This window comes from Zunongwangia mangrovi (assembly GCF_900112105.1).
Classification (GTDB): Bacteria; Bacteroidota; Bacteroidia; order Flavobacteriales; family Flavobacteriaceae; genus Zunongwangia; species Zunongwangia mangrovi.
The window spans coordinates 56419-71065 of the sequence record NZ_FOKV01000001.1 but is presented as its reverse complement, the minus strand read 5'-3'; the positions used below and the strand labels follow the sequence as shown (position 1 = coordinate 71065).

The 14647-nt window shown below is 36.8% G+C and carries 9 protein-coding genes and 1 tRNA gene; 7 read left to right on the top strand and 3 right to left on the bottom strand.

The features are described 5' to 3' along the window. Positions 1-190: 190 nt before the first annotated feature. Positions 191-4258, top strand: coding sequence for a T9SS type B sorting domain-containing protein (locus BM201_RS00265; RefSeq protein WP_092539406.1), 4068 nt, complete (start codon positions 191-193; stop codon positions 4256-4258). Positions 4259-4337: 79 nt separating this feature from the next. On the opposite strand, the gene BM201_RS00260 is transcribed toward BM201_RS00265, so the two are convergent. Further along, positions 4338-4410, bottom strand: a tRNA-Phe gene (locus BM201_RS00260). A gap of 105 nt (positions 4411-4515) precedes the next feature. Between BM201_RS00260 and BM201_RS00255 the strand changes: the two genes are divergently transcribed. The 6 genes from BM201_RS00255 to BM201_RS00225 all read left to right on the top strand — a co-directional run bounded on the left by BM201_RS00255 (position 4516) and on the right by BM201_RS00225 (position 12126). After that, the gene (locus BM201_RS00255; RefSeq protein WP_092539405.1) at positions 4516-5250 is read left to right on the top strand and encodes a type III pantothenate kinase; all 735 of its coding nucleotides are present in this window, start codon (positions 4516-4518) and stop codon (positions 5248-5250) included. Next, the gene (locus BM201_RS00250; RefSeq protein WP_092539404.1) at positions 5247-6488 is read left to right on the top strand and encodes a BamG family beta-barrel-assembly machinery protein; all 1242 of its coding nucleotides are present in this window, start codon (positions 5247-5249) and stop codon (positions 6486-6488) included. Before BM201_RS00255 ends, BM201_RS00250 begins: the two co-directional genes overlap by 4 nt. 17 nt (positions 6489-6505) lie before the next feature. Further along, a complete protein-coding gene (locus BM201_RS00245; RefSeq protein WP_092539403.1) occupies positions 6506-7867 on the top strand; it encodes a tetratricopeptide repeat protein in 1362 nt (453 codons plus the stop codon). Between the two features lies 1 nt (position 7868). Beyond that, complete coding sequence (gene lptC / locus BM201_RS00240; RefSeq protein WP_092539402.1) at positions 7869-8435, top strand: LPS export ABC transporter periplasmic protein LptC; 567 nt, start codon at positions 7869-7871, stop codon at positions 8433-8435. A gap of 196 nt (positions 8436-8631) precedes the next feature. Beyond that, complete coding sequence (locus BM201_RS00230; protein WP_092539400.1) at positions 8632-9921, top strand: hemolysin family protein; 1290 nt, start codon at positions 8632-8634, stop codon at positions 9919-9921. A gap of 96 nt (positions 9922-10017) precedes the next feature. Beyond that, positions 10018-12126, top strand: coding sequence for a peptidylprolyl isomerase (locus BM201_RS00225; RefSeq protein WP_092539399.1), 2109 nt, complete (start codon positions 10018-10020; stop codon positions 12124-12126). Positions 12127-12239: 113 nt separating this feature from the next. Here the strand turns inward: BM201_RS00225 and BM201_RS00220 are convergent, their stop codons facing one another. Together BM201_RS00220 and BM201_RS00215 are read right to left on the bottom strand one after the other, a co-directional pair. Then, positions 12240-13163 (bottom strand): GYDIA family GHMP kinase, encoded by a 924-nt coding sequence (locus BM201_RS00220; RefSeq protein ID WP_092539398.1) that lies wholly within the window; start codon positions 13161-13163, stop codon positions 12240-12242. Continuing rightward, a complete protein-coding gene (locus BM201_RS00215) occupies positions 13160-14620 on the bottom strand; it encodes a hydroxymethylglutaryl-CoA reductase, degradative (protein WP_394333723.1) in 1461 nt (486 codons plus the stop codon). The genes BM201_RS00220 and BM201_RS00215 overlap by 4 nt, the downstream gene beginning before the upstream one ends. Positions 14621-14647: the final 27 nt, after the last annotated feature.

Genomic DNA, 14647 nt, shown 5'->3' with positions numbered 1-14647 from the left:
AAATCGGCAACCATAAAGTGCTAAATCGTTTGTAAACATCTGAAAATGTTAAAATTATGCTGTTTGTCGATTTTTCTTGTTTGTAGACTATATTTTATGTTTTATTTGCCATAACCAAAATATTTAAGATAACCTTAACCTTTTACGAATCTAATCTTAATAATAAACTATTCCCTAACTAATAGTTATTATGAAGTTGATAAAATATGTATTCCTGCTAATTTTTGCAGGAGGGTATGGGCAGGCTATTACTGTTGACGATAAAGGTGTTACGAAAGAAGAATTAGTCGCCGGACTTTTAGATAATTCTTGCGTCCAGATTACTAATATCGCGCAATCTGATAAAGAGGCTGTGGCTTATTTTAGTAATAATTCTGGCGATTTCCCCATTTCTGAGGGTGTGATAATTCGTTCGGGTAAAGCTAAACTTACCGAGGGGGCTTATTCTGGCCAAAATTTAAGTACACAAATAAATACAACTGGAGATCCAGATCTACAGGCAATTAACAATGCTTCGGGGCAAAGTACAGCGATATCTGATGTGGCGTATCTGGAATTTGAATTTGTACCTCTTTCTGAAAATTTTAGTTTCGATTTCATTTTTGCAAGTAATGAATACGGGCAATGGCAATGTGCCAGTAGTGATGTTTTTGCTTTTTTATTAACTGAAATAGAAACCGGGGAAACAAGAAATATAGCGGTGGTGCCAGGAACTAACGCACCGGTTTCTGTTAGGACGATAAAAGATCGCAGTTTTAATGAGAATTGTCAAAGTGATAATCCAGAATATTTTGCAAGTTATCAGGTAGATGCCGCAAACTCGGTTGTGAATATGCGTGGGTATACAAAATTACTTACTGCGGCAGCCACGATAAAACCTGGCAAAAAATATAGAATTAAACTGGTGATAGGTGATAGTCATGATTCTAATTACGATAGCGCCATATTTATAGCCGGTGGTAGTTTTAGAACAGATTTGGATCTGGGAGCAGAGAGAATGCTGTGTGAAGGCACTTTTACTCGTTTAAATACTGGTTTGGAAGAACCAATTTATAAGCATCAATGGTTTAAAGATGATGTTGAAATCCTAAATGAAACGAGTCATTTCTTAGATGTGAATGCCCCAGGGAATTATATGGTAAAAGTAACTAAGAACGATTCTAGTTGCGATATAAGTGATCGTATAAAAGTTGAAAGTCTTACCTATAATGATCTCCCAGATATTGTGGTTTGCGATGATGGATCTGCAGAACAGTTCTTTGATCTAACCAATAACGGTCATGAAAGATTAGGATTGAGCTCAGAGCAGTATGATCTAGTTTACTATAGTGGTGATGTTAGTGCTTCTAATCAAATAAAGTCTGAAGATCTAACTTCTTTTAAAAGCAGACCCGGAGAAACAATTTTCGTGAAATTGAAAAGTAAGGAAACTGAAGAGTTTTGTAACGCAACCGCGTCTTTTAATTTAGAGGTAAACGAATCTATTCGACTTGAGGTTCCAGATGAGATCGTTGCCTGTAAGCCACAAGGTAGTAATCTTGTCAATCTTTCTGAAATTAGCGATTTGGTGAACGATCAATTGTTTGAAGATTCGTATGTTTTTGAACTTTATCGAACTGCTGGAAACGCAGATCAGGGTGTCGATCCTGTTGCTGATATTTCTAATTTCCAGCTTTCGGGAAACGCTTCAGAGTTCCAGGTTTTTGGTAAAGTTCAGGACACTTTGGTTAGCGGTTGTTTTAATATTTTTACGCTTAATATAAGTTTAAATGATTTACCTCCGGTTTCTGTTTTACAGGATGTGGTAGAGTGCGATACATATGTACTTCCTGCCATTACTGATGGAAATTATTATACGCGGGCCGAAGGAGAAGGGAGAATGCTTCAGGCAGGAGATGTGATCGAAAATTCAGGGACTTACTATATCTATAATCTTAATGAAGCAGGTTGTTCTAATCAATCAAGTTTTAAGGTTGAGTTAATTCAGGATTATAAACTCAATGAATATTACTGCGAGCAATTTGTGGTTCCTTCTCCTCCTGCAGGTGCTTTTTATGATGCTCCTGATGGTCCAGATGGAGGTGGGCAGGAAGTGGCTTCGGGAACAGTATTCACTTCAGATTTTAGTATCTATTATTACGGGGAGATGGAAGATGGTTCGCTATGTAAAGAAGAAAAATTCGATGTAGCTATTTATCCCCTGCCTGAGGTTGATAAATTTGATGATGTAGTAGTCTGTAATGGATTTATTTTGCCAGAACTTACTCATGGGGAATATTATACAAACCCCAATGGAGGTGGGCAACGATTAAAGTCAGGCGTTCGCATAACCACTTCAATGACTCTATATGTTTATAATGACGATGGGAGATGTAATAACGAAGATGAATTCAAAGTAAGGATCATTCCAAATTTTGAAGATGTGATTGCCTGCGGAAGTTATACTTTGCCAGAGCTTGAGATCGGTGAATATTTTGCTGCAGATGAGAGTAGTCTACAGCAAGGAGCAGTGTTAACTGAAAGTACCGAGGTTTTTTATACCGCTGAAACTACAGATGGCTCAGATTGTGCAAAAGAGATAAGATTTTTTATAAATATCACACCTATTCCAGATGTAGATAGGTTGCAGGACGTGACTGTTTGCGTAGAGGATGGTTTTGTACTTCCAGAAATTGAAAACGGTGAATATTTTACGGAGCCTGATAGACAGGGAGAGCAGCTCTCACCCGGGGATAAGATCTTTGAAAGTAAAAAAATCTTCATTAATAATATCGAAAATTCCTGTGCAAACGAAAGCAGTTTCAATGTAGAAGTGAGAGAGCTTGCTCCTGTAGAGAATTTTGTAGATGTATACTCATGTTTCGGTTACGAATTACCAGAGCTTCAATTCGGAAGATATTATACTAAAGCCAACGCGCAGGGCGAAGAGCTTGCAGCAGGAACTTATATCGAAGAAACAAGTCGAATTTATATTTATAATGAGTGGGAAGATCTTGAAGGATGTGCAAATGATAAGTTCTTTACAATTTATATAGAAGGTGTAAAAGTAGATCGTCCGGAAGAGGTAAATGTCTGTGATTTGTATGTATTGCCAAAGTTGAATGAAGGCGAATATTTTACAGAATCTGGAGGAAAAGGAAAGAAGATCGAGGCGGGAACCGAGATTACAGCGAATACGAGACTTTATATCTATAAGAAGGCAGGAGTTCGATTTGTTTGTGAAGATGAGTATGTGTTTGATATTAATGTTTCACGAACACCAAATGTTGCTACGATACCAGATATAGAAGTTTGTGGTAGCTATAAGGTGCCAAATATTTATTCTCCAATGGGTATCATGCCGGTAGATTATGAGATGTTTTACACTACAGACCTAGAAGATGATCGTGCTATTTTGGGTCCAGAAAATGTGATTACAGAACCAGGAACTTATACGATGTATTTAAAAGCACAGTCTTTATCTAATGATGCATGTTATAATTACAGTTCGTTTAATGTAACTGTGTATCCATTGCAAGATTTGGAAATCGAAGAAGAGGCTTTATGTGTAAATACTGAAAGTGGGGAGGTTGAAACCGGAGCGTATTTTTATACCGGATTGGATCCCAGAGTTTTTGAAGTGAACTGGTATTACCAGGATAAGTTGATGCATACAGGGCCAGAATTCGAAGCCATGCAGCCAGGAGAATACATTGTAAAAACGACCAAGATCGATGGAAAAATAGAAACAGGTTGTGGTTTTAATGAAACATCTGTATTCGTAAAAGAGTCTGCGAAACCAGAAATTTCTGTAATAGTTACTGAGCCTTTTGAGGATATTGCAGTGGTGAATGTAGAAGTAGTAAAAGGTAGAGGTGATTATTTATATAGTTTAGATGGAGGTGAATTTCAGCCTGAAAATGAATTTTATGATGTCGCCTCAGGAACACATACGGTAGAAGTGAAAGGTGTGATGGGATATTGCGGAGTTACTGCTGAAGTTGTTGAGGTGCTTAAACATCCAAAGTTTTTTACACCTAATAGCGATGGTTTCAATGATACCTGGAATATTACAGAGTTGGAAACTCATCCAGAAGCCGAGATTCATATCTACGACCGCTATGGAGCTTATATTACAAAGATAAAGCCAGCAGAAGGAGGTTGGGATGGTTCTAAAGATGGATCATCGATGCCTTCTAACGATTATTGGTTTGAGGTAGGCTTCCAACAGGATGGAATCGCTAAGACTTATCGCTCTCATTTCTCCTTGAAACGATAAAAATTAACTGTACCTATGATCTAAAGTTGATTTTGTTTAAAAGAAAAAGCCCGCTAAAATTAGCGGGCTTTTTTAAAGGTGGTGCCTCCAGGAATCGAACCAGGGACACAAGGATTTTCAGTCCTTTGCTCTACCAACTGAGCTAAGGCACCAGTTGCTTTTTGAAAGCGGTTGCAAATATAAATTCAATTTTAGGAACTCACAAGGCTTTTTTGAAAAAAATGCTTTCGTACCTTAGCATTTTTTAAAATCGAGTTATGAATCTTGTTGTTGATTTGGGTAATACATTTGCGAAAATTGCTGTTTTTCAAAATTATAGAGTTTTAGAAACCTTTAAAGTTCCGAAGAAAGAAAAAAGTAAAAAAATTGAAAAAATTTTTCAGCAGTACTCTAAAATTGAATTTTCGATACTTTCAAGTGTATTAAAAGATGATAATTCGATAAAAAAAATACTTCAAAAACATTCAATCTTATATTATCTGGATAGTAATTTAAAATTGCCTTTCAATAATAGATATGCTTCTCCTCAAACTTTGGGTAAAGATCGTATAGCTTTAGCTGCTGCTGCTGTAAATGACTATTCTGGGAAAAATTGTTTAGTGATAGATGCAGGAACCTGTGTGACGTATGATGTTATAAACGATAAATCTGAGTATTTAGGCGGGGGAATTTCTCCTGGTTTACAAATGAGATTTAATGCCGTACATAAGTTTACAGAAAAATTACCGTTAATAAAGTCAGATAGTAACCATCTAAAATTGGTAGGTGACTCTACAGAAGAAGGTTTAAAAAGCGGTATTTATTTTGGATTTGCTGCAGAAATCGATGGGATGATTAGCCAATACAAATCAGAATTTAAAGATTTAACAGTTATTTTGACGGGCGGTGATCTTCTATTTTTGTCAAAGCGACTAAAAAATAGCATATTTGCGAACTCAAATTTTCTTTTAGAGGGTTTAAACCATATTTTAGAATATAACAAAATTCAATGATTAAACGATTTATAGTAATCGTAGCCTTATTTTCTGCATTTTGGGCCAAGGCTCAGGAGAACACTTCTTCCCCGTATTCTTATTACGGTATTGGGCTTACCAATTTTAAAGGAACTGTAGAGAATAGAGCGATGGGAGGTCTTAGTACATTTTCGGATAGTATTCATATGAACCTTACCAATCCTGCCGGATATGGTAAATTGGCAAGGACAACTTATACTGCAGCGGCAAGTGTCGAATCTACACAGCAAGAAACTTCAGAGGCCGATGATCAGGTTAGTAATGTTTCTTTAGATTATTTAGGTTTAGGAGTTCCGGTGGGCCGTTTTGGTTTTGGTGCAGGTCTTATCCCATATTCTTCAGTAGGATATCGTATTCTTGATATTGAAGGTGATGCCGCCAGCAGATTGCAGGGTCGTGGAGGGATGAACAAAGTTTTTCTATCTGCAGCTTATGCTATTAGTAGAGATCTTAGTATTGGTGTTAATGCCGATTATAACTTTGGAAATATCCAACGCAGAAGAACGGTGTTAAGAGATGGTATTCAATACGGGACCAGAGATATAGATCGTTCCGATATTTCTGGATTCAATTTTAATTTTGGATTAGATTATCAAACAAAACTGAATAATGGTTTAAAACTACATGCTTCTGCAGTTTATACACCTGAAGCCGATATAACGACAGAAAGTTATCGTGAGATCGCTAATGTGATATTTAATGCAAATGGAGAGAATGTATTAAATGTTCGAAATTTTGATGTGGAATCTCAGGATATCACATTGCCTTCTAAAACTACATTTGGTTTAGGTCTAGGTAGACCTAATAAATGGTTTGTTGGGGGTGAATATTCTGCATTTGGAAGTATCCCAGAAATTTCGGTTTTTAGTACTCCTGTAAATGATGCCGAATATAATGATGGAAGCGCATATCGATTAGGAGGTTATATTGTGCCCGAGTATAATTCGCTTACGAGTTATTTTAAACGTGTTGTTTATCGCTTTGGTGGACGTTTCGAAGAAACAGGCTTACAACTTAATGGAGAGTCGATTGATGAGTTTGGCATATCTTTTGGATTAGGATTACCAATTGGAGGTGATTTCTCTAATTTAAATCTGGGTCTGGAGTATGGACAGCGCGGTACAACAAGCTCAGGATTAATACAGGAGAATTTTTTTAAATTATCAATTGGTTTATCTTTGAATGACCAATGGTTTGTAAAGAGAAAGTTTAATTAACCATAATAAACAACAAGATGAAAGCGAGATTTATAGTTTTATTATCGGCGGTAATGCTAGGTTCTGGGGCATTTGCTCAGGATTGTACTACTACTGCAGCTTTGGCTTACGATGATGCTAAGGCGAAGAATTATGATGCGGCTTATGAGCCATTAATGCAGGTGAAAGAAGACTGTCCAGATTATAGTTTGGCAACTTTTCAATACCTTGAAAGAGTGCTTAAGCATAAGATTGACGGTGCTTCTGGTGACGAAAAAAATAAGTATATCAATGAATTAATTGATACATACAAAGGAAGATTAGAATATTACCCAGAGAAAACTAAGAAAGGTGATGTTTACGGGGATATCGCTTTATTAAAGTTTACTCATAAAATGGGAACTACTGAAGAGCGTTGGGAAGCTTTTGATAAAGCTTATACAGAGGATAAAGATAACTTTACCAGCCCAAAAGGTCTTTATGCGTATTTTGATCTTATGGTAAATATGCAGGATGCAGGTGAGCGTGAGCTACAAGATGTTTTCGATATTTATGATAGAGTAATGTCTAAGATTGAAGAAGAAGAGATCTATGAGGCAGATCGTTTACAGCCGCTAATCGAGAAGCAAGATTCTGGTGAAGAGTTAACAGCTAAAGAAGAAAAAACAGCTGGTATAGCAGAGCGTAGACTAACTAACTTTAATGCAGTTAAAAATGCTTTAAATGCTAAATTAGGAGCACGTGCAGATTGTGATAATCTTGTGCCGCTTTATGAAAAAGATTTTGAAGCTAAAAAAGAAGATGTAGCATGGTTAAAAAATGCAAATGCTCGTCTTTCAGCTAAAGACTGTGAAGATCCATTATTCTTTAAAGTTTCTGAGGCGCTTCATCAATTAGAGCCTTCTGCAGCATCTGCTTATTCTTTAGGACAGTTAGCAGAAGCAGATGGTGATAGAGCTAAGGCTTTAGAATATTATAATGAAGCTGCAGAGCTTGAAGAAGAACCAGGAGATAAAGCGAAAATTTACTATAGAATCGCTCAGAACTATAAGTCTTCAGGAAGTTTTTCACAAGCTAGAAACTTTTATAGAAAGGCGGTTCAGGCTAAGCCATCTTACGGTAGAGCTTACTTGAATATTGCAGATATGTATGCAGATAGTGCAAACAACTGTGGTGATACTGCTTTTAACAAAAGAGCTGTTTACTGGTTAGCTGCAGAGTATGTGGCAAAAGCTGGTAGAGTAGATCCATCTCTTTCTAAACATGCGAATGCAACAGTAGCGGCTTACAATGGTCGTGCCCCACAAAAATCTGATGTATTCCAAGAAGGGAAAAAAGCAGGAGATGCTATCCAGATTGGTTGTTGGATAGGTGAAACTGTGCGTATCCCTCAGTTATAATATGAGAATCACATATCGTGAAATAATACAAGGCATTGTCACGCTTATCGGCGTGACAATGCTTTTTTCATGTGAGGGTAATTTAAATGAGGTTAGAGCACTTCAAAACCCTGCAGATGCCCCGGCAGGAGTTGCTAAAGGTATTCTATTAAAATATACCGATTCTGGGCGAGTGGTTGCTACGCTTCAAAGTTCCAAAATGTTCGATTACGAGAATAAAGATTTTCCTTATCGGGAATTTCCAGAAGGTGTGTATATCGAATTTTTTGGTGAAGATGATGAGAAAAGTACGGTGGTAGCAGATTATGGTATTGTGTATAGCGGCACAGGTCTGGTAGATCTTCGAGGGAATGTAGTTATTCTTACATCAGATAGTACACAGTTAAAAGGCGATCAACTTTACTGGGATCAAAATCAAAGTTGGGTGTTCACAGATCGTGAAAATCAGATTAAATTTCCAGATGGTTCTTTTAATGAAGGAATGGGTTTTGATTCCAATCAAAATTTCGATAAATTCAACTTTAGAACCAATAGCGGAATTCAAAACATAGACGAGTCAGAAAAATGACAAAATATTTCAGGTATTTCGAGTATGCGTATTTAATAATTGGAGGTTTCTTTATTTTCGAAACTTTTGCAATTTGGGATACCGAACGCAGTAGAGCGTACATTTTTATATTTCTTGCCTCAATGGCCATTTTCATGTTTTTCTTCAAAAGAAATTTTCGTCGGAAGCTTGAAAAAAGACAAAAAGAAAAGAAATAATGAGTGCAGAGGTCATCGTCATTATTTTTTCATTATTACTTTCCGCATTCTTTTCGGGTATGGAGATCGCCTATGTATCTTCAAACAAGATCTATATTGAAATAGAGAAACTTCAAAACGATTTTTTAGCTAAAGTTTTAAAACGTCTTACTAAAAAACCTTCAAAGTTTATTGCTGCCATGTTGGTAGGCAATAATATCGCTCTTGTTGTATATGGTTTTTATATGGGTGATTTGATCATGGCATGGTTAACCGAAATTCAGCCTGTAAATAATGCAATATTGAATTATTTGGTGACCGATCTTAGTCTGGTAACTCAAACAGTGCTTTCTACACTGCTTATTTTGGTGACGGCCGAATTTCTTCCGAAGGTATTCTTTCAGATCTATGCGAATACCATGCTGAAATTTTTTGCGGTGCCGGCCTATCTTTTTTATTTGTTATTCAGTTTTATTTCTTCTTTCGTGATATGGATTTCAGATATGATCCTGAAACGTTTCTTTAAAACTGATGGAGATGAAGTTCAGCTTGCTTTCAGTAAAATTGAATTAGGGAATTTTATTAGTGAGCAAATGGAAACCGTAGAGGAAGAAGATGAAGTAGACTCCGAAATTCAGATTTTTCAAAATGCGCTTCAGTTTGCCGATATTAAGGCTAGAGAAGTAATGATCCCTAGAACTGAAATCATCGCCGTAAACCAGGATGAAGAGCCAGGAGACCTGGTAAAAACTTTTACTGAAACGGGTCTTTCTAAAATATTGATTTATAACGATACGATCGATGATATTATAGGTTATGTGCATTCATTTGAACTTTTCAAAAAGCCAGAATCTATAAAATCTATCTTATTACCCGTGATTTTTGTCCCGGAGACAATGTGGGTAAAAGATGTGCTTAATGTATTGATCAAAAAGCGTAAAAGTATTGCCGTAGTTATTGACGAATATGGTGGTACGAGCGGAATGATGACGATAGAAGATATTGTTGAAGAATTATTTGGAGAGATCGAAGATGAGCATGATTCACCTATTTTGGTGGATGAAAAAATTAGTGACGAGCATTTTAAATTTTCAGCAAGAGTAGAAGTCGATTATATCAATGAAGCCTATCGTTTAAATATTCCTACCGGTGAAAATTATGAAACCCTGGGCGGTTTTATAGTGAATCACACTGAAGAAATTCCGCAGCAAAACGAGGTGGTTCGAATCGATGAATTCGAGTTTACGATCCTCGATGTTTCCAATACAAAAATCGATCTTGTAGAGCTTAAAATCAAGCCAGAAGATTAAAGCGTTAAAAAGTTAAGATTTTGCTAATTATAAGTTTTATAATTAGCCTAAAAACACTATTTTCGCCCACTATATTTTGATAAATTATATCTAAAAATGGCAGTATTAAATAAAATCAGACAACGTTCTGTTTTCTTAATTTTAATTATTGCATTGGCATTGTTTGCATTTGTTCTGGCCGATGTGATTAGAAGTGGTGGCTTTAGCGGTAAAGATAACTCTATTGCTACTGTAAATGGAGAGGAGATCAGCCGGGAAGAATTTGCCCGTCAGGTAGAAGCTTATCAGCAAAATATGCGTGGTAATATTTCTACTACTCAGGCCGTAAATCGTGTTTGGGATCAACAACTAAATCAAATTATTGTTGAAGAGCAGGTAGAAGAACTTGGGATTAGAGCAGAGCAGGCGCAGGTAAGACAAATGATGAGAGCTCAAATGTCTCAAAACCCTCAGTTTACTAACGAAGCTGGAATGTTCGATGAAAATCGAGTAAAAGAATATGTGGCTAGTTTAAAGCAAACTTCTCCACAAATGTATCAGCAATGGTTAAGCTATGAAGAAGGTCTTTCAGAATCTGCTGCTCAAAATATCTATGCGAATATGATTCGTACTGGTGTAGGAGCAACCTTAACTGAAGGAAAACAAGCTTATCACTTGCAAAATAATACGATGGATCTTCGTTATGTTCAGGTTCCTTTTTCTTCAATTTCAGATGATGAAGTTGAAGTTTCAAAATCTGAAATTAAAGAATACGTAGATAACCATAAAGCGAAATTCGAAACTGAAGCAGCTCGTAATATCCAGTATGTTATTTTTAGTGAAGAGCCTTCTCCAGAAGATAAAGAAGAGGCTAAGGCTTCTTTAAGCGAATTATTAGAAGATAGAGTTGAGTATAACTCGGTTTCTAAATCTAACGATACTATTGCCGGGTTCAATTCAACTTCAGACGATCAGGAATTTGTAAATTCTAATTCAGATCTAACTCAGCCTGTAACCTTCAGATTTAAAAATCAACTTCCAAAAGAATTTGCTGATGAATTATTCAATCTTGAAGAAGGAGAAGTTCACGGTCCTTACGAAGAAAATGGATACTGGAAGTTAAGCAAATTAGTAGAGACTAAGCAAATCCCAGATTCTATAAAAGCAAGCCATATTTTATTAGGATATCAGGGAGCTCAGGCTGGCGGTACTCGTACAGAGGAAGCAGCAAAGCAGTTAGCAGATAGTTTAGCTGGTGTAGTTAGAAGTAATAAATCTAAGATTGGTGAGCTTGCAACAGAATTTTCTGATGATCCTTCTGCTGCACAAAATTCTGGTGATCTTGGTTACTTTAGACCGGGTATGATGGTGCCAACTTTCGATGATTTCGTTTTAAATAATAACGAAGGAACAGTAGGTGTTGTAAAAACAGATTTTGGTTACCATGTAATCTATATCGAAGAACAAACAGAAAGAGAAAAAGCAGTTAAAATTGCTACCGTATCTAGAGAGATCGAAGCTACAGAAGGTACAAGAAACAAACTTTTTAACGAGGTTACTAAATTCGAAATCGCAGCCGGTGAAGGAGACTTTACAGAAGAAGCGAAGTCTGCAGATTATAGAATTCGTACCGTACGTGATGTAAAAGCTTTAGACGAAAATATTCCAGGAGTTGGGCAACAACGAAGAGTTGTACAGTGGGCTTTTGAAGAAGATGCAAAAGTAGGTGATGTTAAGCGTTTTGATACTCCGGCTGGCTATATCGTAGCGCAAATCACTGCTAAGAAGAAAAAAGGATTAATGAGCCCAGAAGATGCCTCTTCTGAAGTTATTCCAATTCTTACTAAGCAGAAGAAAGCTGAAATGATCAAAGAAAAGATCTCTGGAACAACTGTAGATCAGGTTGCAGAAAAACAAGATAAGATCGTTCAAACTGCAAATGCTGTAAACTTAAGTTCTCCAACACTTGCAGGTGCAGGTAGCGAGCCAGAAGTTGTAGGAGCTGTTTATGCTTTAGAGGTTGGTGAAACTAGTAAACCAATCGTAGGAGATAAAGGTGTTTATGTTGTAGAATTAGTAAGTAAGAGCGAAGCTCCCGAGTTAGATTCTTACAAACCATTTGCACAACAGGAAACCAGTAGCCGTCGTCAAATGGCGAACAGCAGGGCGTTTGAAGCTTTAAAATCTAAAGCCGAGATCGAAGATAAAAGAGCTAAGTTTTACTAGGATTTAGATATAAATAATAAAAAAAGCCACTCGATCGAGTGGCTTTTTTTATTTCTGCAAATCTCCAGTTTTTGATTTTGTATAATTTCTGATACTATTTTTAGAAGTAAAATTTATAAGACCATTTCTGAATATGGGATCACAATTTCAAATCCTTTTTCTTTAAAGTAAGCGGTAGGATCTTCTTTACTTGTAACCATCACAAAATCGCCTCCCCAGGCACCAAGACTTTTAATGCTTCCTGTGAAATCGGCGAAATGCTTATGCTTTACTTTAGGGAGATTTATTGTTTTTGCGATTAAACTTTCATGAATATCAACGAGTAATTCAAATTCAGCCAGACTTTCGCATTTAATGATCTGCTGCGTGATATTGGATACTTTTTCGATTAAAATTTCCCGATGTGTATCTTCTTGATTTCTGTAATGCGCTATACCTTCTCTACTGTTCTGTTTCTGATTTAGATAAACAAAGTAGATGTGATCTGAAAATTCTGGATCAAAAGGCGATTTTAGTGAAATCTGAGTCTCTTTTGTTCGCTCGTAAGTAATAGGGCCGTCGGCTTTAGCGCAGGCAATATCATAGCCGCTTCCTCCAAAAGTTTTATTCAGTAAAACATAAGGATCAATAGCCAGCCATTGTGAAATATTATTTATCAAGGTTGAAGATGTGCCTAGTCCCCATTCCCGTTTAAACTCTAATTCGGTTTCGATTGTATAACCTTTCTCAAAAAGATTTAAACCAGATAATTCTTCCGCAGCGGTTAAAATTTGGATACAACGTTGCGATATTTCAGCATTTTTCCCTGAAATGTTTTCTTCTGAAGTTGATCGTATTCCAAAGGAATCTTTCTTAAACTCATCCTGAAACCAAATCTCGCCGTTTTCGTCTTTACTGATCCATTTTATTGATCCTGAAGAATTTTCTTCAACATTTAAAAACTGACCTTTTTTCGTAGGAAGACATAAGGCCTGTGCGCCATCTAAAACTGCATATTCTGCAGTAATTAAAAGTTTTCCGTGGCTATAAAATCTCATCGTCTAAGTTTTTCAAGTTGCACAGCAACATCGCTATGAGAAACCACATTGGTTTTGTAATATTCGATTAGTTTTTCTTTTTCTTCCAAAGTCGCATTATGCTGATTAAGAATATTCATTAAATGCATCTTCATATGGCCTTTCTGGATGCCGGTAGTGATCAAAGATTTTACAGCGGCAAAATTCTGAGCCAAACCTGCTACGGCGACGATTTCCATCAATTTTCTGGCGTTTGGTTGGCCTAGCATTTCCATAGCAAGTTTTACCAGGGGATGTAGACTTGTCAAACCGCCAACGGTTCCTAAAGCTAAAGGAACTTCAATCCAAAATTTAAAGATACCGTCTTCAACTTTTGCATGCGTTAAACTGGAATACTGCCCATCTTTTGCAGCATAGGCATGAACACCGGCTTCAATGGCTCTAAAGTCGTTCCCTGTAGCCAATACAACCGCATCGATACCGTTCATTATTCCTTTATTATGGGTAACGGCCCTAAAAGGTTCGGTTTCGGCGATCTTTATTGCTCTTAAAAACTTTTCAGCAAAATGCTCTCCGCTGAAATTGGCGTCATCAGATAGGTCTTCGAGCGAGCAGGAAACTTCAGCACGAACGATACATTCTGGAACGTAGTTCGAAAGAATACTCATTACGATCTCGATATTGCGCTCTTCATCATTAAAATCTTCCCAGATCGCAGCTTCGTTTTCAAGAACTTCAGCAAATTTTTCAAGGCAGCTATTTATAAAATTAGCGCCCATACTGTCTACAGTTTCAAAATGGCAGTGCAACTGGTAGTAATTTTCAACTTCAGTAGTGCGCTCTCTTAGCTCTATGCTTTTAATTCCGCCACCGCGTTGCTCCATATTTTTAGTGATAGGCGCAGCAGCTTTTCTAAGTTTAGGCTCTAATTCGTTAAAAAACAGCTCTAATTTTTCTTCACTTCCCTTATAAATAAAATGTACCTGCCCGACTTTTACTGTATCGATCACTTCAGTTTTAAAGCCGCCTCGACTGCCCCAAAATTTAGCTGCTTTACTCGCCGCAGCGATAACAGAACTTTCTTCGATCGCCATTGGGATGGCAAATAGCTCGTTGTTAATTAAAAAATTAGGAGCGATCCCAAAGGGTAAATAGTAATTAGAGATCGTATTTTCAGTAAACTCGTCGTGTAATTGTTGTAATTTTTCGTCTTTATTCCAGTACTGCTTCAAAACTTCTACAGCCTTAGGATCGTCATTCAGATAGGTCTTAGTTAACCAGTGAATCTTTTCTTCTTTCGTTAGCTTCGAAAAGCCAGAAATTGGTTCCTTCATGAAATTTCGTAATAGTTTCTTTACAAAGATACAATTGTTATTTGGTTGCAGATAAGACATTAATTTTAATGCCAGGTTTAAAGATGTTGAAAATACCTTTAACAAATTGTTAGTATTTAACAGGTCTTCGGCCGGCTTTCTCATCAAAATTTAGTAAACTTGGCCTGCAAT

Coding starts and splice junctions, on each gene's coding strand:
- BM201_RS00265 (WP_092539406.1), top strand. CDS start 191: ATGAAGTTGATAAAATATGTATTCCTGCTAATTTTTGCAGGAGGGTAT.
- BM201_RS00255 (WP_092539405.1), top strand. CDS start 4,516: ATGAATCTTGTTGTTGATTTGGGTAATACATTTGCGAAAATTGCTGTT.
- BM201_RS00250 (WP_092539404.1), top strand. CDS start 5,247: ATGATTAAACGATTTATAGTAATCGTAGCCTTATTTTCTGCATTTTGG.
- BM201_RS00245 (WP_092539403.1), top strand. CDS start 6,506: ATGAAAGCGAGATTTATAGTTTTATTATCGGCGGTAATGCTAGGTTCT.
- lptC (WP_092539402.1), top strand. CDS start 7,869: ATGAGAATCACATATCGTGAAATAATACAAGGCATTGTCACGCTTATC.
- BM201_RS00230 (WP_092539400.1), top strand. CDS start 8,632: ATGAGTGCAGAGGTCATCGTCATTATTTTTTCATTATTACTTTCCGCA.
- BM201_RS00225 (WP_092539399.1), top strand. CDS start 10,018: ATGGCAGTATTAAATAAAATCAGACAACGTTCTGTTTTCTTAATTTTA.
- BM201_RS00220 (WP_092539398.1), bottom strand. CDS start 13,163: ATGAGATTTTATAGCCACGGAAAACTTTTAATTACTGCAGAATATGCA.
- BM201_RS00215 (WP_394333723.1), bottom strand. CDS start 14,620: ATGAGAAAGCCGGCCGAAGACCTGTTAAATACTAACAATTTGTTAAAG.